This is a genomic window from Pantoea eucalypti (assembly GCF_009646115.1).
GTDB classification, from domain to species: domain Bacteria; phylum Pseudomonadota; class Gammaproteobacteria; order Enterobacterales; family Enterobacteriaceae; genus Pantoea; species Pantoea eucalypti.
In genome coordinates, this window is sequence record NZ_CP045720.1 from 934,416 (window position 1) to 960,723 (window position 26,308).

20 protein-coding genes, 4 tRNA genes, 3 rRNA genes, 1 pseudogene and 1 other annotated feature are annotated in these 26,308 nt (G+C 52.6%); of the genes and pseudogenes, 21 read left to right on the forward strand and 7 right to left on the reverse strand.

All coding sequences use genetic code 11. The features are described from left to right. The first annotated feature begins 73 nt into the window (after positions 1–73). The 6 genes from EE896_RS04415 (at position 74) to luxS (ending at position 4,050) form a co-directional block, all read left to right on the forward strand. Positions 74–150: transfer RNA gene (locus EE896_RS04415), tRNA-Arg, on the forward strand. A gap of 71 nt (positions 151–221) precedes the next feature. Then, positions 222–298 (forward strand) — tRNA-Arg (locus EE896_RS04420). A gap of 452 nt (positions 299–750) precedes the next feature. Continuing rightward, complete coding sequence (gene yqaB / locus EE896_RS04425; RefSeq protein ID WP_003849054.1) at positions 751–1,317, forward strand: fructose-1-phosphate/6-phosphogluconate phosphatase; 567 nt, start codon at positions 751–753, stop codon at positions 1,315–1,317. After that, the gene (locus tag EE896_RS04430; protein WP_008927089.1) at positions 1,314–1,742 is read left to right on the forward strand and encodes a YqaA family protein; all 429 of its coding nucleotides are present in this window, start codon (positions 1,314–1,316) and stop codon (positions 1,740–1,742) included. The genes yqaB and EE896_RS04430 overlap by 4 nt, the downstream gene beginning before the upstream one ends. A 31-nt stretch (positions 1,743–1,773) precedes the next feature. After that, the gene (gshA, locus tag EE896_RS04435) at positions 1,774–3,381 is read left to right on the forward strand and encodes a glutamate--cysteine ligase (RefSeq protein WP_008927088.1); all 1,608 of its coding nucleotides are present in this window, start codon (positions 1,774–1,776) and stop codon (positions 3,379–3,381) included. Between the two features lie 153 nt (positions 3,382–3,534). Beyond that, complete coding sequence (gene luxS / locus EE896_RS04440; RefSeq protein WP_003849049.1) at positions 3,535–4,050, forward strand: S-ribosylhomocysteine lyase; 516 nt, start codon at positions 3,535–3,537, stop codon at positions 4,048–4,050. A gap of 61 nt (positions 4,051–4,111) precedes the next feature. On the opposite strand, the gene EE896_RS04445 is transcribed toward luxS, so the two are convergent. Both EE896_RS04445 and EE896_RS04450 read right to left on the reverse strand, forming a co-directional pair. After that, complete coding sequence (locus EE896_RS04445; protein ID WP_003849047.1) at positions 4,112–5,398, reverse strand: HlyC/CorC family transporter; 1,287 nt, start codon at positions 5,396–5,398, stop codon at positions 4,112–4,114. Between the two features lie 15 nt (positions 5,399–5,413). Next, positions 5,414–6,214 carry a cytochrome C assembly family protein gene (locus tag EE896_RS04450; RefSeq protein WP_003849045.1) on the reverse strand — a complete coding sequence of 267 codons (801 nt, stop codon included), beginning with the start codon at positions 6,212–6,214 and terminating at the stop codon, positions 5,414–5,416. Between the two features lie 166 nt (positions 6,215–6,380). Between EE896_RS04450 and ffh the strand changes: the two genes are divergently transcribed. From ffh to rplS, 5 genes are all read left to right on the forward strand, one after another. After that, positions 6,381–7,742, forward strand: coding sequence for a signal recognition particle protein (gene ffh, locus EE896_RS04455; protein ID WP_003849043.1), 1,362 nt, complete (start codon positions 6,381–6,383; stop codon positions 7,740–7,742). Between the two features lie 142 nt (positions 7,743–7,884). Continuing rightward, a complete protein-coding gene (gene rpsP, locus EE896_RS04460) occupies positions 7,885–8,133 on the forward strand; it encodes a 30S ribosomal protein S16 (protein ID WP_003849041.1) in 249 nt (82 codons plus the stop codon). Between the two features lie 18 nt (positions 8,134–8,151). Continuing rightward, complete coding sequence (gene rimM / locus EE896_RS04465) at positions 8,152–8,700, forward strand: ribosome maturation factor RimM (protein WP_003849039.1); 549 nt, start codon at positions 8,152–8,154, stop codon at positions 8,698–8,700. A 35-nt stretch (positions 8,701–8,735) separates the two neighbouring features. Further along, positions 8,736–9,500 (forward strand): tRNA (guanosine(37)-N1)-methyltransferase TrmD, encoded by a 765-nt coding sequence (trmD, locus tag EE896_RS04470; protein WP_003849037.1) that lies wholly within the window; start codon positions 8,736–8,738, stop codon positions 9,498–9,500. A gap of 44 nt (positions 9,501–9,544) precedes the next feature. Then, entirely contained in the window at positions 9,545–9,892 is a 348-nt protein-coding gene (gene rplS / locus EE896_RS04475; protein WP_003849035.1) for a 50S ribosomal protein L19, read from the forward strand. A 96-nt stretch (positions 9,893–9,988) separates the two neighbouring features. Here rplS and EE896_RS04480 read toward each other — a convergent pair whose 3' ends face one another. Then, complete coding sequence (locus tag EE896_RS04480) at positions 9,989–10,525, reverse strand: GNAT family N-acetyltransferase (protein WP_008927086.1); 537 nt, start codon at positions 10,523–10,525, stop codon at positions 9,989–9,991. A gap of 289 nt (positions 10,526–10,814) precedes the next feature. On the opposite strand from EE896_RS04480, the gene EE896_RS04485 reads away from it, so the two are divergent. Further along, the gene (locus EE896_RS04485) at positions 10,815–11,894 is read left to right on the forward strand and encodes a 3-deoxy-7-phosphoheptulonate synthase (protein WP_003849031.1); all 1,080 of its coding nucleotides are present in this window, start codon (positions 10,815–10,817) and stop codon (positions 11,892–11,894) included. A gap of 5 nt (positions 11,895–11,899) precedes the next feature. Continuing rightward, positions 11,900–13,021: a bifunctional chorismate mutase/prephenate dehydrogenase gene (gene tyrA, locus EE896_RS04490; RefSeq protein ID WP_008927085.1), complete on the forward strand. Its 1,122-nt coding sequence runs from the start codon at positions 11,900–11,902 to the stop codon at positions 13,019–13,021. A gap of 32 nt (positions 13,022–13,053) precedes the next feature. Here the strand turns inward: tyrA and pheA are convergent, their stop codons facing one another. The 4 genes from pheA to bamD all read right to left on the reverse strand — a co-directional run bounded on the left by pheA (position 13,054) and on the right by bamD (position 15,812). Then, on the reverse strand, positions 13,054–14,229 hold the full coding sequence (gene pheA / locus EE896_RS04495) for a bifunctional chorismate mutase/prephenate dehydratase (protein WP_008927084.1): 1,176 nt from the start codon (positions 14,227–14,229) through the stop codon (positions 13,054–13,056). A 22-nt stretch (positions 14,230–14,251) separates the two neighbouring features. Beyond that, positions 14,252–14,376, reverse strand: a sequence feature (Phe leader region). Then, positions 14,328–14,375, reverse strand: coding sequence for a pheA operon leader peptide PheL (gene pheL, locus EE896_RS22490; RefSeq protein ID WP_197066373.1), 48 nt, complete (start codon positions 14,373–14,375; stop codon positions 14,328–14,330). Its footprint overlaps the feature before it by 48 nt. Positions 14,377–14,464: 88 nt before the next feature. Further along, complete coding sequence (gene raiA, locus EE896_RS04500) at positions 14,465–14,800, reverse strand: ribosome-associated translation inhibitor RaiA (RefSeq protein ID WP_003849030.1); 336 nt, start codon at positions 14,798–14,800, stop codon at positions 14,465–14,467. Positions 14,801–15,080: 280 nt separating this feature from the next. Beyond that, complete coding sequence (gene bamD / locus EE896_RS04505; RefSeq protein WP_003849029.1) at positions 15,081–15,812, reverse strand: outer membrane protein assembly factor BamD; 732 nt, start codon at positions 15,810–15,812, stop codon at positions 15,081–15,083. A gap of 129 nt (positions 15,813–15,941) precedes the next feature. On the opposite strand from bamD, the gene rluD reads away from it, so the two are divergent. From rluD to rrf, 8 genes and pseudogenes are all read left to right on the forward strand, one after another. Further along, a complete protein-coding gene (gene rluD, locus EE896_RS04510) occupies positions 15,942–16,919 on the forward strand; it encodes a 23S rRNA pseudouridine(1911/1915/1917) synthase RluD (RefSeq protein WP_003849028.1) in 978 nt (325 codons plus the stop codon). Further along, a complete protein-coding gene (yfiH, locus tag EE896_RS04515) occupies positions 16,919–17,647 on the forward strand; it encodes a purine nucleoside phosphorylase YfiH (RefSeq protein WP_003849027.1) in 729 nt (242 codons plus the stop codon). Before rluD ends, yfiH begins: the two co-directional genes overlap by 1 nt. A 124-nt stretch (positions 17,648–17,771) precedes the next feature. Further along, positions 17,772–20,346, forward strand: a pseudogene (gene clpB / locus EE896_RS04520) (ATP-dependent chaperone ClpB). Positions 20,347–20,819: 473 nt separating this feature from the next. Next, a 16S ribosomal RNA gene (locus EE896_RS04525) occupies positions 20,820–22,361 on the forward strand. Positions 22,362–22,435: 74 nt separating this feature from the next. Next, positions 22,436–22,512 (forward strand) — tRNA-Ile (locus EE896_RS04530). Between the two features lie 146 nt (positions 22,513–22,658). Beyond that, positions 22,659–22,734: transfer RNA gene (locus EE896_RS04535), tRNA-Ala, on the forward strand. A gap of 208 nt (positions 22,735–22,942) precedes the next feature. Beyond that, positions 22,943–25,855: ribosomal RNA gene (locus EE896_RS04540) — 23S ribosomal RNA — on the forward strand. 93 nt (positions 25,856–25,948) lie between these two features. Then, positions 25,949–26,064: ribosomal RNA gene (rrf, locus tag EE896_RS04545) — 5S ribosomal RNA — on the forward strand. Together the 16S, 23S and 5S rRNA genes with 2 tRNA genes alongside form the textbook arrangement of a ribosomal RNA operon. The last annotated feature ends 244 nt before the right edge of the window (positions 26,065–26,308 follow it).

Below are 26,308 nucleotides of genomic sequence, written 5' to 3' on the forward strand. Positions count from 1 at the left end.
GAAATAAAGCGAATTAGCAATTCCTTTCATGGTGAGTAGTTAGCACCCTGCGTTGTACAAGAATTAGATTTATGCATCCATAGCTCAGCTGGATAGAGTACTCGGCTACGAACCGAGCGGTCGGAGGTTCGAATCCTCCTGGATGCACCATTCTTTGTAACATCCTCAGGTTGGTTTCTGTTAGTCCATAAAAAGTTGTACCCCAAAAGATAGACCCCAATGCATCCATAGCTCAGCTGGATAGAGTACTCGGCTACGAACCGAGCGGTCGGAGGTTCGAATCCTCCTGGATGCACCATCTTCTTCAGTTTTAAGTTCCCTCAATGAATTTGGCGTAATCATCGCTAAGACCTCAAAAGAGACATACTTTTTTATACCCTGTACAGCAAGCGCTGAACGAGCATCCTGAACTGCTCCCCTGCAGTTACCCTCTGGCTTTACCCACACTGTTTTCCTGCCTGATCTGCCCCATTGATTCATCATCCTGACTTAAGCGACACGTAACACATTTTCTCCGCCTCAGAGATCGCCATTTTACTGCCCACGCCCGTCCGCCACCGCTTGCCTGCCAGAGTAATGTTAAAAAATCGCTGAAAATTCGTACGGTTATCGCTGGCCGCGCACGATCACCTTTATCTGAAAACAAAAATTGCTAATGCTTTCAAAGCATTTGCTGTTCATCCCCCCTGGCGACAACCTGTCCACATTAGGCTAAAGTAATGTCTCATTTGGTGAATGTCCGGAGTGACAATGTACGATCAATATGACGGCCTGATTTTTGATATGGACGGCACGATTCTTGATACTGAGCCGACACATCGAAAAGCGTGGCGTCAGGTGCTCCAGCGTTACGGATTAACGCTGGATGAAGCACGTATTATCGACTTTAATGGCGCACCCGCCTGGCGGCTTGCGCAATTCATCATTGAATCCAATCAGTCGTCACACGACCCTCATCTTCTTGCTGCAGAAAAAACCGCTGCTGTGAAAGCGATGCTGCTGGAAAACGTTAAGCCGCTGCCTTTACTGGAGGTGGCGAAGGCGTATCACGGGCGTCGTCCTATGGCTGTGGGGACCGGAAGTGAACATAGCATGGCAGAGGCGTTACTGACGCAGCTTGGCGTGCGTGAGCTCTTTACGGCAGTCGTCGGCGCTGACGACGTACAGCATCATAAACCTGAGCCTGAGACCTTCTTGCGCTGCGCTGAGTTGATGGGTGTGGCGCCGGCACGTTGTGTGGTGTTCGAAGATGCAGACTTTGGTATTCAGGCCGCTAAAGCGGCAGGCATGGCAGTGGTGGATGTTCGTTTACTGTGAGTGACGTACTTACCTATGCCTCGATGTTTGGCAGCAGTTTTCTGAGTGCGACGCTCCTGCCGGGAAGTTCTGAAGCATTACTGATAGCACTATTGATAGCAAAAAAGACATCAGTTTACGGGTTGCTTGTAGCCGCATCACTGGGAAACACCTTGGGCGGTTTAACCAACATTCTTATTGGTCGCCTGCTGCCGTTAAAACGTCAGGGGCGATGGCATGACACAGCAATGACGTGGTTGCACCGACTGGGACCAGCAGCACTTTTATTCAGCTGGCTACCGGTGATAGGTGATCTGCTCTGCGTTCTCGCGGGCTGGTTACGTTTCGCCTGGCTGCCAGCGATACTGTTTCTCGCTGTCGGCAAAACACTGCGTTATATCGTTATCGCGACTGCCACATTACAGGGTATGCAATGGTGGCATTGATTCGCACAGATTCGGGGCTACGGTTAACATTATGCTGAACAAAAATAAATTATTATCACAGCGGGGGGGTAATGTGATCCCGGACGTATCTAAAGCGCTATCCTGGCTGGAAGCGCATCCCAATGCCCTTAAAGGGATTGGTCGTGGCATCGAGCGTGAAACGCTGCGTGTACAGGAAAATGGCGATCTGGCAAAAAGCGGCCACCCGGAATCTCTGGGCTCGGCGCTGAAACATGACTGGATCACCACTGATTTTGCCGAAACGTTACTGGAATTCATCACGCCAGTGGATCACAGCATTGATCATATGCTGGCGTTCCTGCGCGATATCCACCGTCACGTTGCCCGTGAACTCGGTGATGAACGCATGTGGCCATTCAGTATGCCGTGCGTCATTGACGATGCTGACAATATTGAGCTGGCGCAATATGGCACATCCAATATCGGTAAGATGAAGACCCTTTACCGCGAAGGTCTGAAAAACCGCTACGGCGCGTTAATGCAGACGATCTCTGGCATTCACTATAACTTCTCGCTGCCACTTTCTTTCTGGCAGGAGTGGGCTGACGTGAAAGATCAGGAAAGCGGAAAAGAGACTATCTCCGCAGGTTATCTGCGGTTGATTCGTAACTACTATCGCTTCGGCTGGGTGATACCTTATCTGTTTGGCGCATCACCGGCTATCAGCTCCAGTTTCCTGCAGGGTCGTGAGAGCGCGCTGCCATTTGAAACCAATGACAAAGATACGATGTGGCTGCCGTATGCCACCTCGCTGCGTCTGAGCGATTTAGGCTACACCAATAAATCGCAGAGCGCTCTGGGCATCACGTTTAACTCGCTGGAAGGCTATGTCACTGCGCTGAAAAAAGCGATCAAGACGCCGTCAGATGAGTATGCAGCGATGGGCGCCAAAGATGCTGACGGTAACTGGCTGCAGCTCAACACTAACGTGCTGCAGATTGAGAACGAGCTCTATGCGCCCATCCGGCCTAAGCGTGTTACACGCTCGGGTGAAGCGCCTTCTGATGCGCTGCTGCGCGGTGGTATCGAATATATTGAAGTGCGTTCACTGGATATCAACCCGTTCTCTGCCATCGGCGTCGATGAGAATCAGGTTCGCTTCCTCGATCTGTTCCTGATCTGGTGTACCCTGGCGGATGCACCGGAAATGAGTGCAGATGAGTTGCAATGCACCCGCAAAAACTGGAATCGGGTGGTGCTCGAAGGGCGTAAACCGGATCAGAAAATTGCGGTGGGTTGTGGAGAAGCGGAACATTCGCTGGTTGAAGTGGGCAAAACCCTGTTTGCCGACCTGCGCCGGGTTGCTGAAGTCTTAGACAGTCACAATCAGGACAGCACAGAATATCAGCAGGTTTGTGATCAACTGGTAGCATCCTTCGATGATCCTGAGCTAACCTACTCGGCGCGCATCCTTCAGGCAATGAAGGATAATGGTGTAACCGGCACCGGCGTGGCACTGGCTGAACAGTATCGCCATATGCTCTGTGAAGAACCGCTGGAAGTGCTGACAGAAGAAGATTTCACGCGTCAGGCGCAGGAATCTGTTGCTGCACAGCAGCAGCTGGAAGCAAATGATAAGCTGGATTTTGAAGCGTATCTGGCGAGCCGGGAAGGGTAGAAAAGAAAAAGGCCACATCAATGTGGCCAAATTAACATCTCTGTTGTCAGGGATGATGATGATAACAAATGCGCGTCTTTCATATATTCAGACGTTGGGCGAACAGAAAAGTTTCATCGTTTTAAAAAAAATTCTCAGAACAGGAGGTGACGTATGCCACTACTGGACAGTTTTACCGTTGATCACACCATCATGGGCGCACCGGCAGTCCGCGTTGCGAAAACCATGAAGACTCCGCATGGCGATACGATTACCGTTTTTGACCTGCGTTTTTGCCGTCCGAACATTGATATCCTCACTGAGCGTGGCATTCATACGCTGGAGCATCTCTTTGCCGGCTTCATGCGTGATCACCTGAATGGTGACGGTGTGGAAATCGTCGATATCTCGCCAATGGGCTGCCGTACCGGCTTCTACATGAGCCTGATTGGTACGCCAGACGAGCAGCGCGTTGCGAAAGCGTGGAAAGGGGCGATGGAAGATGTTCTGAAAGTGAAAGATCAGAACCAGATCCCTGAGCTGAATGAATATCAGTGTGGCAGCTACAAGCTGCACTCACTGGATGAAGCGCAGCAGATTGCCCGCAATGTGCTGGCGCATGAGATCGGCGTAAACCGTAATGACGATCTGAAACTGCCTGCTGAAAAGCTGAAAGAACTGCACATCTAGTCAGGGCTTCTCTGCTAAAAAAAACGCCGCATCATCTCGATTGCGGCGTTTTTTTATGGCTTCAGGAACCGACCGATTTTTTCAGCGGCGTCTTCGGCGTGATGCGCACCTGTTTAATCATATTATCCTGCACGTCCAGAATATCGACGTTGTAGTTACCAATCTGAACACGTGTGGCAATAGAAGGGATCTCCTCCAGCGCTTCCAGCAACATGCCGTTGATGGTACGCGCTTCCTGCTCTGGCAGATCCCAGTTAAATGCCTTATTGATTTCACGCACGCTGGCACTGCCTTCAATCAGCACGGAGCCATCATTCTGCGGCATCACTTCTTCCGCCAGCGACGGTGACATGGAGGTAGTGAAGTCACCGACAATCTCTTCCAGAATGTCCTCTATCGTCACCAGCCCTTTGATGTCGCCATATTCATCCACCACCACGCCCGCTTTCTCTTTATTGCGCTGGAACTTCACCAACTGGGTGTTCAGCGGCGTTCCTTCGGGGATGTAGTAGATTTCATCGGCAGCGCGCAGCAGCGTCTCTTTAGTGAACTCTTTTTTCTCCGTCATCATGCGCCAGGCTTCACGCACACGAAGCATGCCGACGCAGTCATCCAGTGAATCTCTGAACAGCACAATGCGGCCATGAGGTGAATGGCTTAGCTGGCGCACGACTGACTTCCAGTCATCGTTGATGTTGATACCAACAATCTCATTACGCGGCACCATAATGTCGTCAACGCTGACTTTCTCCAGGTCGAGCACGGAGAGCAGCATGTCCTGGTTACGGCGTGACATCAGGCTACGCGACTCATAGACAATGGTGCGTAACTCCTCTTTGCTCAGCGCTGAGTTAACAGAGCCGTCAGAGCGAATACCTGCCAGGCGCATCAGCAGCCGGGTAATGGTGTTCAGCAGCCAGACCAGCGGTAGCATGATGTATTGCAGCGGAGTAAGTAAAAAGCTGCTCGGATAGGCCACTTTTTCCGGATAAAGGGCCGCCACGGTTTTGGGTAACACTTCAGCGAAGACCAGCACCACGAAGGTCAGCACGCCGGTTGCAATGGCGACACCCGCATCACCATACAGACGCATTCCGACAATAGTGCCTAACGCGGAAGCAAGGATGTTAACCAGGTTATTACCAATCAGCACCAGACTGATCAGACGATCCGGGCGGCGCAGCAGTTTTTCGACACGTCGAGCTGCGCGATCACCATTTTTAGCCTGATGGCGCAGTTTATAGCGATTCAGTGTCATCATGCCGGTTTCAGAGCCTGAGAAATAAGCTGAAACCAGTACCATGATGCAGAGAATAATAATCAGCGTGGTAGTTGAAACATTCTCCAACGCAAAACTTCCTTTTTAACGAGAACCAGGGACAAGCAGATGCTGCAGGATGCGGCTGCCGAAGTAAGCCATGGTCAACAGCACCGCACCGCTGCAGTTAAACCAGACGACGCGGCGACCACGCCAGCCTTCATGATAGTGCCCCCAGAGCAAAACGATATAAACAAACCACGCGATGATCGAGAGCACGGCTTTATCGACGTTTTCTGCGCTGAAGAGATCCTGCATATAAAACAGACCGGTGCAGAGCACCAGCGTTAACAGCACGACGCCAACCTGGGTGATGTGAAACATCTTACGTTCGATGGTCAGCAGCGGCGGCATATCCTGGGTGAACGCCAGTCGCTTGTTTTTTAACTGATAATCGATCCACGCCAGCTGCAGCGCATAAAGCGCGGCGATGATCAGCGTTGCATAGGCGAACAGCGACAGGCCGATGTGGATCATCATGCCTGGCGTAGTTTCCAGATGCGTGATGAACGCATTGGGGACAAAGGTGGCAAAGGCCAGATTGATCAGCGCGAAGCTATAAACAATCGGCAGCAGTAGCCAGCCACGGTTGCGTGACGCCACAATGGTCATGATGGCGCAAATCAACAGGCTGACCAGTGAACCAATGTTAAGCAGGCTTAAGTTCTGTCCGCTATCAATAGCAAATATGCGTTGCTGCAAGGCCACCGCGTGTGTCACCAGCGCCACACAGGCAGAGAGCATCGCCATTCGCCGCCAGCCGCCGTTACGTTTCAACAGGCTGGGAATGATCAGGGCAAGACTTAAGGAGTAGGCGAATAGCGCCACTATCGCGAAAACGAACATAGATCCTTTCAGGTTCAGTCAGATAAGGAAAAAGGCAGTATAGCGCCAGCCGAAGCAGGCTCCAAACGATCTGAGGGGCAATTGCAGAGATCGCCGAGGCTTCGTGTTATAATCCGCCGCATTCTGCCGATCAGGCGCCTCGCGATCTTTTTTTTAGTGAGAGACCATGTTTGATAATTTAACCGATCGTTTGTCGCAAACCCTGCGAAATATCAGCGGCCGCGGAAGGCTGACTGAAGAGAACATCAAAGAGACCCTGCGTGAAGTGCGCATGGCACTGCTTGAGGCTGACGTTGCGTTGCCGGTGGTGCGTGACTTCATCAACCGTGTGAAAGAGAGCGCGGTCGGTCATGATGTGAATAAAAGTCTGACGCCAGGTCAGGAGTTTATCAAAATCGTACGTAACGAACTCGTTGCGGCGATGGGTGCAGAGAACAACGCACTCGACCTGGCAGCACAGCCACCAGCCGTGGTGCTGATGGCGGGCCTGCAGGGTGCCGGTAAAACCACCAGTGTTGCTAAGCTGGGTAAATTCCTGCGCGAGAAGCACAAGAAGAAAGTTTTAGTGGTTTCTGCCGACGTCTATCGTCCGGCGGCAATTAAACAGCTGGAAACGCTGGCACAGCAGGTTGGCGTGGATTTCTGTCCGTCCGATCTCAGCCAGAAGCCGGTCGATATCGTCAACAATGCGCTGCGTGAAGCTCGTCTGAAGTTCTACGATGTGCTGCTGGTGGATACCGCCGGCCGTCTGCACGTTGACGAAGCAATGATGGACGAAATCAAACAGGTTCATGCGGCGATCAAGCCGGTAGAAACCCTGTTTGTGGTCGATGCCATGACCGGTCAGGATGCCGCAAACACGGCAAAAGCCTTTAATGAAGCGCTGCCGCTGACCGGTGTTATTCTGACCAAGGTTGACGGTGATGCACGCGGTGGTGCGGCGCTGTCAATTCGCCATATCACCGGCAAACCGATCAAATTCATGGGCGTCGGTGAAAAGACCGAAGCGCTTGAGCCATTCTACCCGGAGCGTATTGCTTCGCGTATCCTGGGCATGGGTGACGTACTCTCCCTGATTGAAGATATCGAAAGCAAAGTTGACCGCGATCAGGCGGAGAAACTGGCTAAAAAGCTGAAAACCGGCGACGGTTTTGATCTCAATGACTTCCTTGAGCAGCTAAAGCAGATGCGCAACATGGGCGGTATGGCCAGCCTGATGGGTAAACTGCCGGGTATGGGACAGCTGCCAGATAACGTAAAGTCGCAGATGGATGACAAAGTGCTGGTGCGCATGGAAGCCATCATCAACTCGATGACGCGCAAAGAGCGTGAGAAACCAGAAATCATCAAAGGCTCGCGCAAGCGCCGTATTGCTACCGGTTCCGGTATGCAGGTGCAGGACGTTAACCGCTTATTAAAGCAGTTCGACGACATGCAGCGTATGATGAAGAAAATGAAGAAGGGCGGTATGGCGAAAATGATGCGCGGCATGAAGGGTATGATGCCGCCAGGTTTCCCTGGCCGCTAAAGCGTTCCACAAAAAAGCCCGAAAAGGCACGGTTTGGGTTGCTTTTTTCGCCAAAATGAGTAAAATTTTCGGGCTTTTTATACAGCACCCGGACCCCGTTCCTCGATGGGGGCCGGGTGTTTTATTAACTGAAGAGGATGTTATGGTAACAATTCGTTTGGCACGTCACGGCGCTAAAAAGCGTCCGTTCTATCAGGTCGTCGTCACTGACAGCCGCAATGCACGCAACGGTCGTTTCATTGAGCGCGTTGGTTTCTTCAACCCGATCGCATCTGGTCAGGCTGAAGGTCTGCGTCTTGATCTGGATCGTATCGAGCACTGGGTTGGCCAGGGCGCAACGCTTTCTGACCGCGTTAACGCGCTGGTCAAAGAAGCTAAGAAAGCAGCTTAATCTGTCACGGTGGTGAGCATGAGCAGACAACTTGCCGCACAGCCTCCTGTTAACCCAATTGTGTTGGGTAAGATGGGAGCCGCCTACGGTATTCGCGGCTGGCTCAAAGTGTTTTCCTCCACTGAAGACGCTGAAAGCATCTTCAACTACCAACCCTGGTTCATCCAGCGTGCCGGTAAATGGCAGCAGGTCGAACTGGAAGGTTGGAAGCACCACAATCAGGACCTGATCATCAAAGTCAAAGGCATTGAAGATCGGGATGCGGCGGCTCAGTTAACCAATTGCGAAATTCAGGTTGACTCGACGCAGTTGCCATCGCTGGAAGAGGGCGACTACTACTGGAAAGACCTTATGGGCTGCCAGGTCGTTAACCTTGAAGGCTACGAGATGGGTAAAGTCATCGATATGATGGAAACCGGCTCGAACGACGTTCTCGTCGTTAAGGCAAACCTGAAGGATGCGTTCGGTGCTCAGGAGCGGTTAATTCCGTTTCTTGATGAACAGGTTATCAGGAAAGTCGATCTCTCTACTGGCGTCATTGAGGTAGATTGGGATCCTGGTTTTTGATCTCCGAATCGAACGGTAACGTAACGGCGAATACAATGTGGATTGGTGTTATTAGCCTGTTTCCAGAAATGTTTCGCGCTATTACCGATTACGGGGTAACTGGCCGGGCTGTAAAAAACGGTCTGCTCAGCATTCAGAGCTGGAGTCCTCGTGATTTCACTCACGACCGGCACCGTACCGTGGATGATCGTCCTTACGGCGGCGGACCGGGAATGCTGATGATGGTACAACCCTTACGGGATGCCATCTCCGCAGCGAAAGCAGCGGCAGGTGAAGGGGCCAGGGTGATATATCTTTCACCTCAGGGTCGCAAACTGGACCAACAGGGCGTTTGCGAACTGGCGGCACGGGACAAGTTAATTCTGGTCTGTGGCCGTTATGAAGGGATTGATGAGCGCGTAATCCAGACCGAAATTGATGAAGAATGGTCAATCGGTGATTACGTTCTCAGTGGCGGGGAACTGCCAGCGATGACGATGATTGACGCAGTCGCCCGGTTTATTCCCGGCGTACTCGGCAAGCAGGCGTCAGCCGATGAGGATTCGTTCTCTGAAGGTTTGCTGGATTGTCCGCACTATACCCGACCTGAAGTGTTAGACGGCGTGGAAGTCCCGGCAGTATTACTGTCAGGTAACCATGCTGATATTCGCCGCTGGCGTCTGAAGCAGTCGCTAGGCCGTACCTGGCTGAGAAGACCTGAACTTCTGGAAAACCTGGCTCTGACTGAAGAGCAAGCAAGGTTGTTGAATGAGTTCCAGCGGGAATCTCAGCAGCAACAAAACGATGATGTGGAAGAGTAAGCTCTTCCCCGACTATCAGTTTACCCAGGATATGAGATTTAATTATGAGCAACATTATCAAGCAAATTGAACAAGAGCAGATGAAACAGGACGTACCTTCCTTCCGCCCGGGTGATTCCGTGGAAGTGAAAGTATGGGTCGTTGAAGGTTCTAAAAAACGTCTGCAGGCATTCGAGGGCGTGGTTATCGCTATTCGTAACCGCGGTCTGCACTCTGCATTCACTGTTCGCAAAATTTCTAACGGCGAAGGCGTTGAGCGTGTATTCCAGACTCATTCACCTGTAATTGACAGCATCGCTGTTAAACGTCGTGGCGCTGTGCGTAAAGCCAAACTGTACTACCTGCGTGAGCGTACTGGTAAGTCTGCTCGTATTAAAGAGCGTCTTAACTAAGGTATCGCTAACGCGACATCTAAAAGTTAATAGCAAACAAGGGGTTGGCATCTGCCAGCCCCTTTTTTATGTCAGTGCCATCCTTGCAGCCTGCAGTCAACCGGCGTCCGGCCGGTGAAAATGATAAATCGCCGTATTAACCGGTCCCGCCTCTAATACGATCAGGCCATAGCGACAGCCAATAAACTGACCGCCGCACTTTTCAGCGACTCTCCGACTGGCCAGATTGTCCTCCGCCGCCAGAATTTCAATCAACCGGGTCTCCGGTCGTGAAAACCCCAGAGGGAGTAGCTTTGCCACCGCGCGGCTGGCAATTCCCTGGCGCTGAACGTCACTGCGAACCCAGTAACCTATTGCGCTGGTGTCACCCGGATGGCGGGCAAAGCGTATTCCTGCGCCCCCCAGCAGCTGGTCATGCTGATCAACAATCGCAAACTCTTCCGCTTCCTCCTTCATCCGTTGCCAGTGGGTAAAGCGGATCCAGCTTTCGGCATCATGAGGCTGGTAATCGTGATGCGCCCAGACCATCCACGGGATCAGGCTGTCCAGAGAAGCATTGACCGCAGCGGTAAACGCGGAGACGTCGCTTAGCAGAAAAGGTCGGAGGGAGATGTTCAGTGGGGAGGCGTGCATAATGGACTCAGCCTGAAAATAAACAATATTCTCATTTTGCCTGCAACAGACAGAAACGCAATAAGAGTGTATGTAAACTTTATTTTACATTAAGGAGGCTGTAATTAATCCCGTTATCAAATTTAAATAAATGATATATATGATCTTATTTGTCGTTAGGTTGGTTTATTCAGACCTGTGGTAATAAATGTGTACATGTAATCTTGCGCTATGTATTGTCTGTGATACAGTATTTGCAATCCTCAATGAGGAGCCCTTATCCGCTATATCGAGCCAAAGGATCGCCATCATGCAAAAAGACGCGCTGAACAATGTGCATATCGCCGGTGAACAGGTATTGATCACGCCTGAAGAACTGAAAGCGAAGTTTCCACTGACAACTGAACAGCAGGATCAGGTCGCGGCGTCCCGCCAGACTATCTCTGACATTATTGCCGGCCGCGATCCGCGTCTGCTGGTGGTGTGCGGACCCTGCTCGATTCACGATACCGAAGTGGCACTGGACTATGCTCGTCGTCTGCAAACGCTTTCTGAACAGCTGAAAGATCAGCTCTATATTGTGATGCGCGTCTATTTTGAAAAACCCCGTACTACCGTTGGCTGGAAAGGGCTGATCAATGATCCTTACATGGATAACTCGTTTGATATGGAAGCGGGTCTGCATATTGCGCGCCAGCTGCTGGTGAACCTGGTTGAAATGGGCTTGCCGCTGGCCACAGAAGCGCTGGATCCGAATAGCCCGCAATACCTGGGCGACCTGTTCAGCTGGTCGGCGATTGGCGCACGGACGACAGAATCTCAGACGCACCGTGAGATGGCCTCGGGCCTGTCGATGCCAGTTGGCTTTAAAAATGGCACCGATGGCAGTCTGGGCACAGCAATCAACGCGATGCGTGCTGCTGCAATGCCGCACCGTTTTGTCGGGATTAATCAGGCCGGTCAGGTCTGCCTGCTGCAGACTCAGGGCAATCCGGATGGTCACGTAATTCTTCGTGGTGGCAAAGCGCCGAACTACGGTCCCGAAGATGTCGCGCAGTGTGAAAAAGAGATGCTGAAGGCGGGACTGCGTCCAGCCTTAATGATAGATTGCAGCCATGGCAATTCGAATAAAGACTACAGCCGTCAGCCTGGCGTAGCGGAATCCGCTATTGCGCAGATCAAAGACGGAAACCGTTCAATCATTGGTTTGATGCTGGAAAGCCATATCAATGAAGGTAACCAGTCTTCTGAGCAGCCGCGCAGCGAAATGAAGTATGGCGTTTCCGTAACCGATGCGTGCATCAACTGGGAAGTGACCGAAACGTTGCTGCGTGAGATGCATCAGGATCTGCAGGGAGTGCTGTCGGCGCGTCTGTCACAAGAGGTGTAAGAGCAATGGTGGCTGAACTGACCGCGTTACGCGATCAAATTGACAGTGTTGATAAGGCGCTGCTGGATCTGCTGGCTAAACGGCTGGAGCTGGTGGCTGAGGTGGGGGAGGTGAAGAGCCGTTACGGTCTGCCTATCTATGTCCCTGAGCGTGAAGCGTCAATGCTGGCTTCGCGTCGCAAAGAGGCAGAGGCGCTCGGCGTCCCCCCGGATCTGATTGAAGATGTGCTGCGTCGTGTGATGCGCGAGTCCTATACCAGCGAAAATGACAAAGGCTTTAAAACCCTCTGTCCTGAACTGCGCCCGGTGGTGATTGTCGGCGGCAAAGGCCAGATGGGCCGGTTGTTTGAAAAAATGCTCGGCCTGTCAGGCTACACAGTTAAAACGCTGGATAAAGAAGACTGGCCTCAGGCTGAAACGCTGCTCAGCGATGCCGGTATGGTCATCATCAGTGTGCCGATTCACCTGACCGAGCAGGTTATTGCACAGCTGCCGCCACTGCCGGAAGATTGTATTCTGGTGGACCTGGCTTCTGTGAAAAACCGGCCTCTGCAGGCGATGCTGGCCACTCATAATGGTCCGGTGCTGGGTCTGCACCCGATGTTTGGCCCGGACAGCGGCAGCCTGGCAAAACAGGTGGTGGTCTGGTGTGATGGCCGACAGCCGGAAGCGTATCAGTGGTTCCTGGAGCAGATTCAGGTCTGGGGTGCGCGTCTGCATCGTATCAGCGCTGTAGAGCATGACCAGAACATGGCGTTTATTCAGGCACTGCGTCACTTTGCCACCTTTGCCTACGGTCTGCATTTAGCTGAAGAAAACGTGAATCTTGATCAGCTGCTGGCACTCTCATCGCCTATCTATCGACTGGAGCTGGCAATGGTAGGGCGGTTGTTTGCTCAGGATCCGCAGCTTTACGCGGATATCATCATGTCGTCAGAGAGTAATCTGGCGCTGATCAAACGTTATTACCAGCGCTTTGGTGAAGCGATTGCGCTGCTGGAGCAGGGCGATAAACAGGCATTCATTGCCAGCTTTAACCGGGTCGAGCAGTGGTTTGGCGATCACGCGAAACGCTTCCTGGTGGAAAGCCGGAGTCTGTTACGCTCGGCCAATGACAGTCGGCCATAAACGAAAAAGGCATCCCTGCGGATGCCTTTTTGCTATTCAACGGTTTCATCGCCGGGTTCAGCGGGTATCACATTCTCGCTGGGATAGCAGCCCAGCACCTTCAGAGAGCGGGTCATGGTCTGTAACTCCTGCAGAGCCTGCTGCATCCGCTCTGATTGCAGGTTACCCTGCACATCAATGTAAAACATCTCTTCCCACGGATTGCCATTAATCGGGCGTGACTCCAGCTTGCTCATAATCAGGTTGTGCTGACGCAGCACCAATAGTGCATCAACCAGTGCACCCGCCTGCTGGCCGGTTGCCATAATCAGTGTCGTTTTCGCTGGCACCTGATCTGAAACCTCGATGGCTTTTCGGGCGAGCACGATAAAGCGGGTATGGTTCTGCTGCTGGTTTGCCAGATTACGTTCCAGCACCTGCAACTGATAGAGCTCACCACCGGCTTCACTGCCTAATGCTGCCACCTTAGGTGAGTTGAGCGCAGCCACTCTCTCCATTGCTGCTGCGGTACTCTCGGTATATTCGATTTTCCAGTGCGGGAAACGGTTAATAAACTGGCTGCACTGCTGGAAGGGCTGAGGATGGCTGTACACCGTCTCAATCTGCTGCAGATCGGTGGGGCCATTCACCAGCACGCAGTGGTCGATAGGTAAGGTCAGTTCGCCCACGATAGAGAGGCTGGTCTGTTGCAGCAGATCGTAGACATCATTGATCGAGCCCGAACTGGTGTTCTCAATCGGCATCACGGCGTAATCAGCCAGGCCATTTTCGACCTGCTTGATGATGTCGTGAAATTTCAGGCAGCCACACTCCACCATGCTGTCGAAATGACGTGACGCGTAGTTGCGTGCGGCAAGGTGCGAGTAAGAGCCTTTCGGGCCGAGGAATGCGATACGGGCGGCATGCGCATGAGGATGGTTGAGATTTTTCTGCAGCAGTGCTTGCTGAGTCAGCACTGAATCTTCAATAACCAGCTGGAACAGCCGGGTGATGTAGTGCGCATCCAGTTTATGCGCTTTACCCAGTACAATCAGATTCTCCAGCAGCGCACGTTCGCGTTCCACATCCCGAATCGGGCGATGCGTGGCAAGTTTTGCATGTGCGACTTCCACTGCCAGCAGACGACGCTCGGCCAGCAGCGTCAGAAGTTTTTTATCCACTGCGCTGATCTTATCGCGTAACGCCAGCAAGGGATTGTCGGGATTCATAGGGCTCACCTGTATGCTATCCAATAAAAAAGCCTCCCGGTTGGGAGGCTTCGTTGTTCGTCTTCGCTTTCATTTTCACACGACGAATAGCCTCCCGTTCAGGGGAAGGTAAAAAAGAAAGCGAAGAAAAACAGAGTGGGTTTCATCGTAATGTCCGAAATGTGAGTGACCTGAGAGTAACCGTACTGCTTAAAAGCTGTCAATAAAAAACGCGCCCGGAGGCGCGTTAAGGAAATCAGGACTCTTCGTCGGCGGGGATAATGTCTTTTACGCTGGCACTGGCGCGGCGGGCTTCAGACTTATGCTGAACTTTATTCAGCTGACGTTCGAGTTTCGCAATCAAATCGTTGATGGCGGTATACATATCGTCGTGCTTGGCGCTGGCCACCAGAGTCCCGTTCGGTGTGTTAATAGTGGCATCAGCCACGAATTCTTTGGGCTCTTTGGACAGGACAATATGCGGATTAATCAGGTCGGTTTGCCATTTTTCGAGCTTGGCGAGACGGTCTTCAACATGGCTTCGGATTGCCGGGGTGATGTCCATTTGTTTACTGGTAATGTTCAGAATCATTATTCTTACCTCTCTGTCATTTCCGTCTTGGTCTTCTCAGCATAGCGCGAAAAAACGTTAAATGTGAGATTTTGATCACGAAAAAATGTCACTTTTTGTCAGTTACAACATTCTGTGAGAAAGGCAGAGAAACTCGCTGAAATGGCTTGAAGCGAAACGATTAACACGGCATGCTGGATGAGTTAGCTCGCTGGAATCAGATCCAAATCTGACTGTTCTTCGGGCAAAAAAAAGCAGCCATCGCAGGCTGCTTTTTTTGTGGCTGAAATCTGTCAGGCTATCAGCTTTTGTTGACTGCAATGATTTTCGCCACTTTGTCAGCTTCAGCGTTCAGCTGCAGATTACGGTAAGCATTTTCCATCAGTGGCAGGGCATCGTGTGTCGCCTGCGTATCCGGATAATCGCGCATCATACCCTCTACACGGTTAACAACCGCGACATAAGCCTCACGCTTAGTATAGAATTGCGCCACTGACAGCTCATATTTAGCCAGACGGTCTTTCAGATAGACCAGGCGTTTCTGAGCATCAGCCGCATACTGGCTGTTCGGGTAATTACGCAGCAGCTGGGAGAAGTCGCGGAAAGCATCACGAGCGTGCGTCGGATCGCGGTCAGAACGATCAATACCAAAGAAGCCCTGCAGCGCGGAGTCATCCAGCGCCATGTCCGTCAGACCTTTCATATAGATGACATAGTCAATGTTCGGATGCGTGGGGTTCAGACGCATAAAGCGAGCAATGGCAGCCTGCGCCAGGGGCAGATCGGCATTTTTATAGTACGCGTAGATTAAATCCAGCTGCACCTGCTGCGAATAAGGACCGAACGGATAACGATTATCCAGCGCTTCCAGTTGCTTAATCGCGGCTTTAAAGTTACCGTCCTGCAGCTTTTGCTGCGCTGTAGCATAGATTTCAGAAGGCGGGTTGTCCGGTACCGCGTCATTTGAGCCGGAACAACCAACAAGTGCCAGGCTCAGTGTGGCAGCAGCCACCAGATGTTTCATACGCGTCATGACGAAGTGATTATCCTCAAATGTTATGGCGGAAGCTGTCCGTATAGCTCCCGGTAATGACCAGGTACGATAGCACATTATATTAAACGGCATCGCCGTGAAAACCCAACGTTAACGAAGAAGCTGTATATGGCACAACAAGTTCAACTCACCGCAACGGTATCCGAATCACAACTCGGACAACGTTTAGATCAGACTTTGGCGGAATTGTTCCCTGATTATTCACGTTCCCGCATAAAAGAGTGGATCCTCGATCGTCGCGTTACTGTAAACGGCGTTATGGTCGATACCCCCAAAGAAAAAGTGCTGGGCGGCGAGCTGGTCGCGATTGACGCTGAGATCGAAGAGGCACAGCGCTGGGAACCTCAGGATCTGCCACTCGACATCGTTTATGAAGATGAAGACATTATTGTCATCAACAAACCACGTGACTTTGTGGTTCACCCTGGCGCCGGTAATCCGGATGGCACGGTGTTAAACGCCTTACTTCATCACTACCCTGCGATTATGGATGTGCCACGCGCCGGCATCGTACACCGCCTGGATAAAGACACCACCGGTTTAATGGTGGTCGCGAAAACCGTTCCGGCTCAGACGCATCTGGTGGACTCGCTGCAGCGTCGCGAAATCACCCGTGAATATGAAGCGGTCGCGATTGGCAATATGACGGCGGGCGGCACGGTTGAGCAGCCTATCAGCCGTCACTCCACCAAACGTACCCATATGGCGGTTCATCCAATGGGCAAACCGGCGGTGACGCATTATCGCATCATGGAGCATTTCCGGGCTCATACCCGTCTGCGTCTGCGTCTGGAGACGGGTCGTACTCACCAGATCCGTGTGCATATGTCTCACATCAGCCATCCGCTGGTGGGCGATCCACTTTACGGTGGCCGCCCGCGTCCGCCAAAAGGGGCATCAGAGGCATTTATTACTACGCTGCGCGGTTTCGATCGTCAGGCACTGCACGCCACGATGTTGCGCCTCTATCATCCAATCAGTGGTATTGAGATGGAATTCCATGCTGCGCTTCCACAGGACATGGTTGATTTAATCGCGGCGTTAAAAGCAGACACTGAAGAATTTAAAGACCAGATGAATTGGTGATGAGTCTGATTACGCCGCAATGGCCCGCCTCGTCACGCGTTCGGGCCTGCTCGACGCAGCGACAGGGTGGCGTAAGCACGTCGCCCTGGGATGCGCTGAATCTCGGCGGGCACGTGGGAGATAATCCGGATGCGGTGGCGCTTAACCGTCAGTTGCTGGTGGATAAGGCGGATTTGCCCGCTATGCCGCAGTGGCTGGAGCAGGTTCATGGCACGGAGGTCGTGCGTCTGACTGCAGGAGGAAACATGCCATTACGTGCTGATGCCTGCATTACCGATCAGCCCGACGTCGTCTGCGCCATCATGACCGCTGACTGTCTGCCGGTACTGTTCTGTTCGCAGGATGGGACGGAAGTGGCGGCAGCACATGCAGGCTGGCGCGGGCTCTGTGCCGGTGTACTGGAAAATACGCTGGCGCAGTTTCGTTCTCCGCCTGAGCAGATTCATGTCTGGCTGGGGCCGGCCATCGGACCGGATGCGTTTGAGGTTGGCGCAGAAGTGCGTGAGGCTTTTATGGCGCAGGATCCCCGCGCTGTGCAGGCTTTCCGTCCATCAGGCGACCGGTTTTACGCGGACATCTGGCTGCTGGCGCGTATGCGGCTGCAGGCAGCGGGCGTCAATTCAATCAGCGCCGATAGCCGCTGTACCTTTACGCAACGCGACGATTTCTTCTCCTTTCGTCGTGATGGGATCACCGGGCGTATGGCAACTTTGATCTGGCTGTTATAACCTTACGCCATAAGACGGTCCAGTTAGCGTATTTTTTACTCAAATCTCAGGTCATTAACCTTGAAATTTTGAGGGATGACCTCATTTAATCTCCAGTAGCATTTTGACCTGTAATGGGGGAATTATGCGTCTGGATCGTCTTACTAACAAATTTCAGCTGGCTCTCGCCGACGCGCAGTCCCTGGCTCTGGGACACGACAACCAATTCATTGAACCTCTGCACCTGATGAGCGCGTTGCTCAAACAGGGAAGGCGGATCGGTTTCACCTTTACTGACTTCGGCGGGTGTCGACGTCACACCTTTTCGCGCTCAGCTCGAGCAGGCTATTGATCGCCTGCCACAAGTTGAAGGCAGCGAAGGGGATGTACAACCCTCATCTGACCTTGTCCGGGTATTAAACCTGTGCGACAAGCTGGCGCAGAAGCGCAATGACAACTTTATTTCATCCGAATTATTTGTTCTGGCTGCCCTGGAATCCCGTGGTTCACTGGCCGATCTGCTTAAAGCAGCGGGCGCAACGCGCGAAAAAATCACCAGTGCGATTGAACAGATGCGGGGAGGAGACAACGTGAACGATCAGGGGGCTGAAGATCAGCGCCAGGCATTAAAGAAATACACTATCGACCTGACCGAGCGTGCAGAAAAGGGCAAACTCGATCCGGTGATTGGGCGTGATGAAGAGATTCGCCGCACCATTCAGGTTCTGCAGCGCCGTACCAAAAATAACCCGGTGCTGATTGGTGAGCCTGGCGTGGGTAAAACCGCGATTGTCGAAGGGCTGGCGCAGCGCATCATTAACGGTGAAGTGCCTGAGGGCCTGAAAGGTCGTCGGGTGCTGGCGCTGGATATGGGTGCACTGGTCGCCGGGGCGAAATATCGCGGTGAGTTCGAAGAGCGTCTGAAAGGGGTGCTGAGCGATCTGTCGAAACAGGAAGGCAACGTCATTCTGTTTATCGACGAACTGCACACTATGGTCGGTGCGGGTAAAGCGGACGGTGCGATGGACGCGGGCAATATGCTTAAGCCTGCGCTGGCGCGTGGTGAACTGCACTGCGTGGGTGCCACCACACTGGATGAGTATCGTCAGTATATTGAGAAAGATGCCGCGCTGGAGCGTCGTTTCCAGAAAGTCTTCGTGGCTGAGCCAGGTGTGGAAGACACCATCGCGATTCTGCGTGGCCTGAAAGAGCGTTACGAACTGCATCATCATGTGCAGATCACTGACCCGGCCATTGTCGCGGCAGCAACGCTGTCTCATCGTTACATTGCTGACCGCCAGCTGCCGGACAAAGCCATTGACCTGATTGATGAGGCGGCATCCAGTATTCGTATGCAGATGGACTCCAAGCCGGAGTCACTCGATCGCCTGGAGCGCCGTATCATTCAGTTGAAGCTGGAGCAGCAGGCGCTGAAGAAAGAGGCGGACGATGCCAGTATCAAGCGTCTTGAGATGCTGGAAACCGAGCTGAATCAGAAAGAGCGTGAATACGCTGAGCTGGAAGATGAATGGAAGACAGAGAAAGCCTCACTCTCCGGCACGCAGAACATCAAAGCTGAACTGGAGCAGGCGCGTCTGAATTTAGAGCAGGCCCGTCGCCAGGGCGATCTCGCTCAGATGTCAGAGCTGCAGTACGGTAAAATTCCGGCACTGGAAAAACAGTTAGCCGCAGCGACTCAGGCTGAAGGTAAAACCATGAAGTTACTGCGCAACCGCGTAACTGATGTGGAGATTGCCGATGTGCTGGCTCGCTGGACCGGTATTCCGGTGGCACGCATGATGGAAGGTGAGCGTGATAAGTTGCTGCGCATGGAGCAGGATCTGCATGGCCGGGTCATTGGACAGGATGAAGCGGTAGAAGCGGTATCGAATGCCATCCGCCGTAGTCGTGCAGGTCTCTCTGATCCTAACCGGCCTATCGGCTCTTTCCTGTTCCTGGGTCCAACCGGGGTAGGTAAAACCGAACTGTGTAAGTCGCTGGCTAATTTCCTGTTCGACAGTGACGATGCGATGGTGCGTATCGACATGTCCGAGTTTATGGAAAAACATTCGGTCTCACGGCTGGTGGGTGCACCTCCGGGCTACGTCGGCTATGAAGAGGGCGGTTATCTGACCGAAGCGGTGCGCCGTCGTCCTTATTCCGTCATTCTGCTGGATGAAGTTGAAAAGGCGCATCCTGATGTCTTCAACATTCTGCTGCAGGTGCTGGATGATGGGCGTCTGACGGATGGACAGGGCCGTACGGTCGATTTCCGTAACAGCGTGGTGATCATGACCTCTAACCTGGGGTCAGATTTAATCCAGGAGCGGTTCGGTAATCTCAGCTATCCGGAAATGAAAGATATTGTGATGGGTGTGGTCGGACAGCATTTCCGTCCTGAATTCGTCAACCGTATTGATGAGGTAGTGGTGTTTCATCCGCTGGCGGAGAAACACATTGCCTCCATTGCGCAGATTCAGCTGCAGCGGTTGTACAAACGTCTGGATGAACGTGGCTATCAGCTGCACATCTCCGATGATGCGATCAAACTGCTGGCGGAAAATGGGTATGACCCGGTCTATGGTGCGCGTCCGCTGAAACGTGCGATACAGCAGCAGATCGAGAACCCGCTGGCTCAGCAGATCCTTGCAGGTTCGCTGGTGCCGGGTAAAACCATCGAAATGGATGTCGTTAACGACGTCATAACGGCACATCAGTAATAGCGCGAATCGAAAAACGGGCCTCTGGCCCGTTTTTTTTACCCTTTAAAGGGGTTTTTGCTTACTTACTGTTCTTTTTGGCTGCAAAGTGAACGGTCAGAAAAAAAGTCTTAATTTGCACTTGCGCTATCTCAGCCGTTCCCTATAATGCGCCTCCACTGACACGGCAAACCGGAAACGGAAAACGGGTCAGCAGGCACAGGAGACTGCGCCGCCGGAGAAAAACCTCTGAAATAGAGGTTGACTCTGCAGGAGGAAAGCGTAATATACTCCACCTCGCGACAGGACGCTAACGCACTGTTCGCACTGCTCTTTAACAATTTATCAGACAATCTGTGTGGGCACTCGCAGGATTGATATCAGCGTCTCCGGACGTAAAAAAATATCAAAGCCTCACGAGTGAACACATAATGAAATTCATTATGACGTTTTACAGATGAGCACCGCTTAACTTGTTTAAGCAAATCAAACTTAAATTGAAGAGTTTGATCATGGCTCAGATTGAACGCTGGCGGCAGGCCTAACACATGCAAGTCGGACGGTAGCACAGAGGAGCTTGCTCCTTGGGTGACGAGTGGCGGACGGGTGAGTAATGTCTGGGGATCTGCCCGATAGAGGGGGATAACCACTGGAAACGGTGGCTAATACCGCATAACGTCGCAAGACCAAAGAGGGGGACCTTCGGGCCTCTCACTATCGGATGAACCCAGATGGGATTAGCTAGTAGGCGGGGTAATGGCCCACCTAGGCGACGATCCCTAGCTGGTCTGAGAGGATGACCAGCCACACTGGAACTGAGACACGGTCCAGACTCCTACGGGAGGCAGCAGTGGGGAATATTGCACAATGGGCGCAAGCCTGATGCAGCCATGCCGCGTGTATGAAGAAGGCCTTCGGGTTGTAAAGTACTTTCAGCGGGGAGGAAGGCGATGTGGTTAATAACCGCGTCGATTGACGTTACCCGCAGAAGAAGCACCGGCTAACTCCGTGCCAGCAGCCGCGGTAATACGGAGGGTGCAAGCGTTAATCGGAATTACTGGGCGTAAAGCGCACGCAGGCGGTCTGTTAAGTCAGATGTGAAATCCCCGGGCTTAACTCGGGAACTGCATTTGAAACTGGCAGGCTTGAGTCTTGTAGAGGGGGTAGAATTCCAGGTGTAGCGGTGAAATGCGTAGAGATCTGGAGGAATACCGGTGGCGAAGGCGGCCCCCTGGACAAAGACTGACGCTCAGGTGCGAAAGCGTGGGGAGCAAACAGGATTAGATACCCTGGTAGTCCACGCCGTAAACGATGTCGACTTGGAGGTTGTTCCCTTGAGGAGTGGCTTCCGGAGCTAACGCGTTAAGTCGACCGCCTGGGGAGTACGGCCGCAAGGTTAAAACTCAAATGAATTGACGGGGGCCCGCACAAGCGGTGGAGCATGTGGTTTAATTCGATGCAACGCGAAGAACCTTACCTACTCTTGACATCCAGAGAACTTTCCAGAGATGGATTGGTGCCTTCGGGAACTCTGAGACAGGTGCTGCATGGCTGTCGTCAGCTCGTGTTGTGAAATGTTGGGTTAAGTCCCGCAACGAGCGCAACCCTTATCCTTTGTTGCCAGCGCGTGATGGCGGGAACTCAAAGGAGACTGCCGGTGATAAACCGGAGGAAGGTGGGGATGACGTCAAGTCATCATGGCCCTTACGAGTAGGGCTACACACGTGCTACAATGGCGCATACAAAGAGAAGCGACCTCGCGAGAGCAAGCGGACCTCACAAAGTGCGTCGTAGTCCGGATCGGAGTCTGCAACTCGACTCCGTGAAGTCGGAATCGCTAGTAATCGTGGATCAGAATGCCACGGTGAATACGTTCCCGGGCCTTGTACACACCGCCCGTCACACCATGGGAGTGGGTTGCAAAAGAAGTAGGTAGCTTAACCTTCGGGAGGGCGCTTACCACTTTGTGATTCATGACTGGGGTGAAGTCGTAACAAGGTAACCGTAGGGGAACCTGCGGTTGGATCACCTCCTTACCTGAAGATACCTTCCCGCGCAGTGTCCACAACAGATTGTCTGATAAAAAGTAACGAGCAGAAAAAACCTCTACAGGCTTGTAGCTCAGGTGGTTAGAGCGCACCCCTGATAAGGGTGAGGTCGGTGGTTCAAGTCCACTCAGGCCTACCAAATTTCTTCTCATGCTGCGTTATGCGCGCGGTCGTTTACCCCGGTAAACGTCCCTTCCGCATGCCTTGCCTGAAAAGAAATTACATCCTTCGTCAGAAGAATGTAACTCGGTTGAGTGGTAGTAGTGGTCTCTGCAGTAACTGTATGGGGCTATAGCTCAGCTGGGAGAGCGCCTGCCTTGCACGCAGGAGGTCAGCGGTTCGATCCCGCTTAGCTCCACCATACCGTTTTAACTGTTTTTTCTGAATACTTCAGAGCGTACCGGCAACGGTGTGCTGCGAAGTATTATGCTCTTTAACAATCCGGAACAAGCTGAAAATTGAAACGACGTGTCGTTTTCATTCTCCGTAATAAGAATGAAAAATGCGACACGTTCAAGTCTCTCAAATGCTTGCAGCTCGCAGCGTTGTAAAACGCCTGTGGGTTGTGAGGTTAAGCGACTAAGCGTACACGGTGGATGCCCAGGCAGTCAGAGGCGATGAAGGACGTGCTAATCTGCGTAAAGCGACGGTAAGGTGATATGAACCGCTACAGCCGTCGATGTCCGAATGGGGAAACCCGGTGCACTCTGTGCATCATTGCAGCATGAATACATAGTGCTGCAAGGCGAACCGGGGGAACTGAAACATCTAAGTACCCCTGAGGAAAAGAAATCAACCGAGATTCCCCCAGTAGCGGCGAGCGAACGGGGAGCAGCCCAGAGCCTGAATCAGCATGTGTGTTAGTGGAAGCGTCTGGAAAGTCGCAGGGTACAGGGTGATACTCCCGTACACAAAAAGCGCATGTGCTGTGAGCTCGATGAGTAAGGCGGGACACGTGGTATCCTGTCTGAATATGGGGGACCATCCTCCAAGGCTAAATACTCCTGACTGACCGATAGTGAACCAGTACCGTGAGGGAAAGGCGAAAAAGAACCCCGGCGAGGGGAGTGAAACAGAACCTGAAACCGTGTACGTACAAGCAGTGGGAGCCTTCTTTATGGGGGTGACTGCGTACCTTTTTGTATAATGGGTCAGCGACTTATATTCTGTAGCAAGGTTAACCGTATAGGGGAGCCGCAGGGAAACCGAGTCTTAACTGGGCGTTAAGTTGCAGGGTATAGACCCGAAACCCGGTGATCTAGCCATGGGCAGGTTGAAGGTTGGGTAACACTAACTGGAGGACCGAACCGACTAATGTTGAAAAAAATTAGCGGATGACCTGTGGCTGGGGGTGAAAGGCCAATCAAAACCGGGAGATAGCTGGTTCTCCCCGAAAGCTATTTAGGTAGCGCCTCGTGAACTCATCCTCGGGGGTAGAGCACTGTTTCGGCTAGGGGGCCATCCCGGCTTACCAACCCGATGCAAACTGCGAATACCGAGGAATGTTATCACGGGAGACACACGGCGGGTGCTAACGTCCGTCGTGAAGAGGGAAACAACCCAGACCGCCAGCTAAGGTCCCAAAGTCATGGTTAAGTGGGAAACGATGTGGGAAGGCACAGACAGCCAGGATGTTGGCTTAGAAGCAGCCATCATTTAAAGAAAGCGTAATAGCTCACTGGTCGAGTCGGCCTGCGCGGAAGATGTAACGGGGCTAAACCATGCACCGAAGCTGCGGCAGCGACACTATGTGTTGTTGGGTAGGGGAGCGTTCTGTAAGCCGTCGAAGGTGTGCTGTGAGGCATGCTGGAGGTATCAGAAGTGCGAATGCTGACATAAGTAACGATAAAGCGGGTGAAAAGCCCGCTCGCCGGAAGACCAAGGGTTCCTGTTCAACGTTAATCGGAGCAGGGTGAGTCGACCCCTAAGGCGAGGCCGAAAGGCGTAGTCGATGGGAAACAGGTTAATATTCCTGTACTCGGTGTTACTGCGAAGGGGGGACGGAGAAGGCTATATCAGCCGGGCGACGGTTGTCCCGGTTTAAGCGTGTAGGCGGAGGGTCCAGGTAAATCCGGTCCCTTATTAACGCTGAGGCGTGACGACGAGGCACTACGGTGCTGAAGTGATAAATGCCCAGCTTCCAGGAAAAGCCTCTAAGCATCAGGTAACACAGAATCGTACCCCAAACCGACACAGGTGGTCAGGTAGAGAATACCAAGGCGCTTGAGAGAACTCGGGTGAAGGAACTAGGCAAAATGGTGCCGTAACTTCGGGAGAAGGCACGCTGGCGCGTAGGTGGAGGGATTTACTCCCCGAGCCGAAGCCAGTCGAAGATACCAGCTGGCTGCAACTGTTTATTAAAAACACAGCACTGTGCAAACACGAAAGTGGACGTATACGGTGTGACGCCTGCCCGGTGCCGGAAGGTTAATTGATGGGGTTATCCGCAAGGAGAAGCTCTTGATCGAAGCCCCGGTAAACGGCGGCCGTAACTATAACGGTCCTAAGGTAGCGAAATTCCTTGTCGGGTAAGTTCCGACCTGCACGAATGGCGTAATGATGGCGGGCTGTCTCCACCGAGACTCAGTGAAATTGAACTCGCTGTGAAGATGCAGTGTACCCGCGGCAAGACGGAAAGACCCCGTGAACCTTTACTACAGCTTGACACTGAACATTGAGCCTTGATGTGTAGGATAGGTGGGAGGCTTTGAAGCGCGGACGCCAGTTCGCGTGGAGCCAACCTGAAATACCACCCTTTAATGTTTGATGTTCTAACGTAGGCCCGTAATCCGGGCTGCGGACAGTGTCTGGTGGGTAGTTTGACTGGGGCGGTCTCCTCCTAAAGAGTAACGGAGGAGCACGAAGGTCAGCTAATCACGGTCGGACATCGTGAGGTTAGTGCAATGGCATAAGCTGGCTTGACTGCGGAGTGACGGCTCGAGCAGGTGCGAAAAGCAGGTCATAGTGATCCGGTGGTTCTGAATGGAAGGGCCATCGCTCAACGGATAAAAAGGTACTCCGGGGATAACAGGCTGATACCGCCCAAGAGTTCATATCGACGGCGGTGTTTGGCACCTCGATGTCGGCTCATCACATCCACGGGGCTGAAGTAGGTCCCAAAGGGTACGGCTGTTCGCCGTTTAAAGTGGTACGCGAGCTGGGTTTAGAACGTCGTGAGACAGTTCGGTCCCTATCTCGCCGTGGGCGCTGGAGAATTGAGGGGGTTGCTCCTAGTACGAGAGGACCGGAGTGAACGCACCACTGGTGTTCGGGTTGTCATGCCAATGGCATTGCCCGGTAGCTAAGTGCGGAAAAGATAAGTGCTGAAAGCATCTAAGCACGAAACTTGCCCCGAGATGAGTTCTCCTGACTCCTTGAGAGTCCTGAAGGGACGTTGAAGACTACGACGTTGATAGGCCGGGTGTGTAAGCGCAGCGATGCGTTGAGCTAACCGGTACTAATGACCCGTGAGGCTTAACCTTACAACGCCAGAGGCGTTTTTGAGAGACACGATTTTCAGCCTGTACCGGATATATCTGCGCGGCCTTAAGGGGCGGCGCGGAGAACAGAATTTGCCTGGCGGCTTTAGCGCGGTGGTCCCACCTGACCCCATGCCGAACTCAGAAGTGAAACGCCGTAGCGCCGATGGTAGTGTGGGGTCTCCCCATGCGAGAGTAGGGAACTGCCAGGCATTATATAAGTGAAGAAGCCCCGCACGAAAGTGCGGGGCTTTTTTACGTCTGAATTACGCTGTATTTAGCAAAATTGTTAATGATTTTCCCGCTTCCTGCAGCGCTATCACCGGCCGGCTTTCCCTCATAATTGCCAGCAACTCGCTGATTTTTCGATAATTAGCGACATGGCTCACAAATATAATCTCGGATTACCCCGCCTTTACCTTCGGTAGACTTAAATGCTTTACTCACTCCTTTAAA

Bases quoted from the DNA above. Each gene is read 5' to 3' on its own strand.
- pheA (WP_008927084.1), bottom strand. From the start codon at position 14,229: ATGAATCCCGACAATCCCTTGCTGGCGTTACGCGATAAGATCAGCGCA.
- rimM (WP_003849039.1), top strand. From the start codon at position 8,152: ATGAGCAGACAACTTGCCGCACAGCCTCCTGTTAACCCAATTGTGTTG.
- rluD (WP_003849028.1), top strand. From the start codon at position 15,942: ATGGCACAACAAGTTCAACTCACCGCAACGGTATCCGAATCACAACTC.
- ffh (WP_003849043.1), top strand. From the start codon at position 6,381: ATGTTTGATAATTTAACCGATCGTTTGTCGCAAACCCTGCGAAATATC.
- EE896_RS04485 (WP_003849031.1), top strand. From the start codon at position 10,815: ATGCAAAAAGACGCGCTGAACAATGTGCATATCGCCGGTGAACAGGTA.
- rplS (WP_003849035.1), top strand. From the start codon at position 9,545: ATGAGCAACATTATCAAGCAAATTGAACAAGAGCAGATGAAACAGGAC.
- yfiH (WP_003849027.1), top strand. From the start codon at position 16,919: ATGAGTCTGATTACGCCGCAATGGCCCGCCTCGTCACGCGTTCGGGCC.
- trmD (WP_003849037.1), top strand. From the start codon at position 8,736: ATGTGGATTGGTGTTATTAGCCTGTTTCCAGAAATGTTTCGCGCTATT.
- luxS (WP_003849049.1), top strand. From the start codon at position 3,535: ATGCCACTACTGGACAGTTTTACCGTTGATCACACCATCATGGGCGCA.
- yqaB (WP_003849054.1), top strand. From the start codon at position 751: ATGTACGATCAATATGACGGCCTGATTTTTGATATGGACGGCACGATT.
- bamD (WP_003849029.1), bottom strand. From the start codon at position 15,812: ATGACGCGTATGAAACATCTGGTGGCTGCTGCCACACTGAGCCTGGCA.
- gshA (WP_008927088.1), top strand. From the start codon at position 1,774: ATGCTGAACAAAAATAAATTATTATCACAGCGGGGGGGTAATGTGATC.
- EE896_RS04450 (WP_003849045.1), bottom strand. From the start codon at position 6,214: ATGTTCGTTTTCGCGATAGTGGCGCTATTCGCCTACTCCTTAAGTCTT.
- rpsP (WP_003849041.1), top strand. From the start codon at position 7,885: ATGGTAACAATTCGTTTGGCACGTCACGGCGCTAAAAAGCGTCCGTTC.
- tyrA (WP_008927085.1), top strand. From the start codon at position 11,900: ATGGTGGCTGAACTGACCGCGTTACGCGATCAAATTGACAGTGTTGAT.
- raiA (WP_003849030.1), bottom strand. From the start codon at position 14,800: ATGATTCTGAACATTACCAGTAAACAAATGGACATCACCCCGGCAATC.
- EE896_RS04480 (WP_008927086.1), bottom strand. From the start codon at position 10,525: ATGCACGCCTCCCCACTGAACATCTCCCTCCGACCTTTTCTGCTAAGC.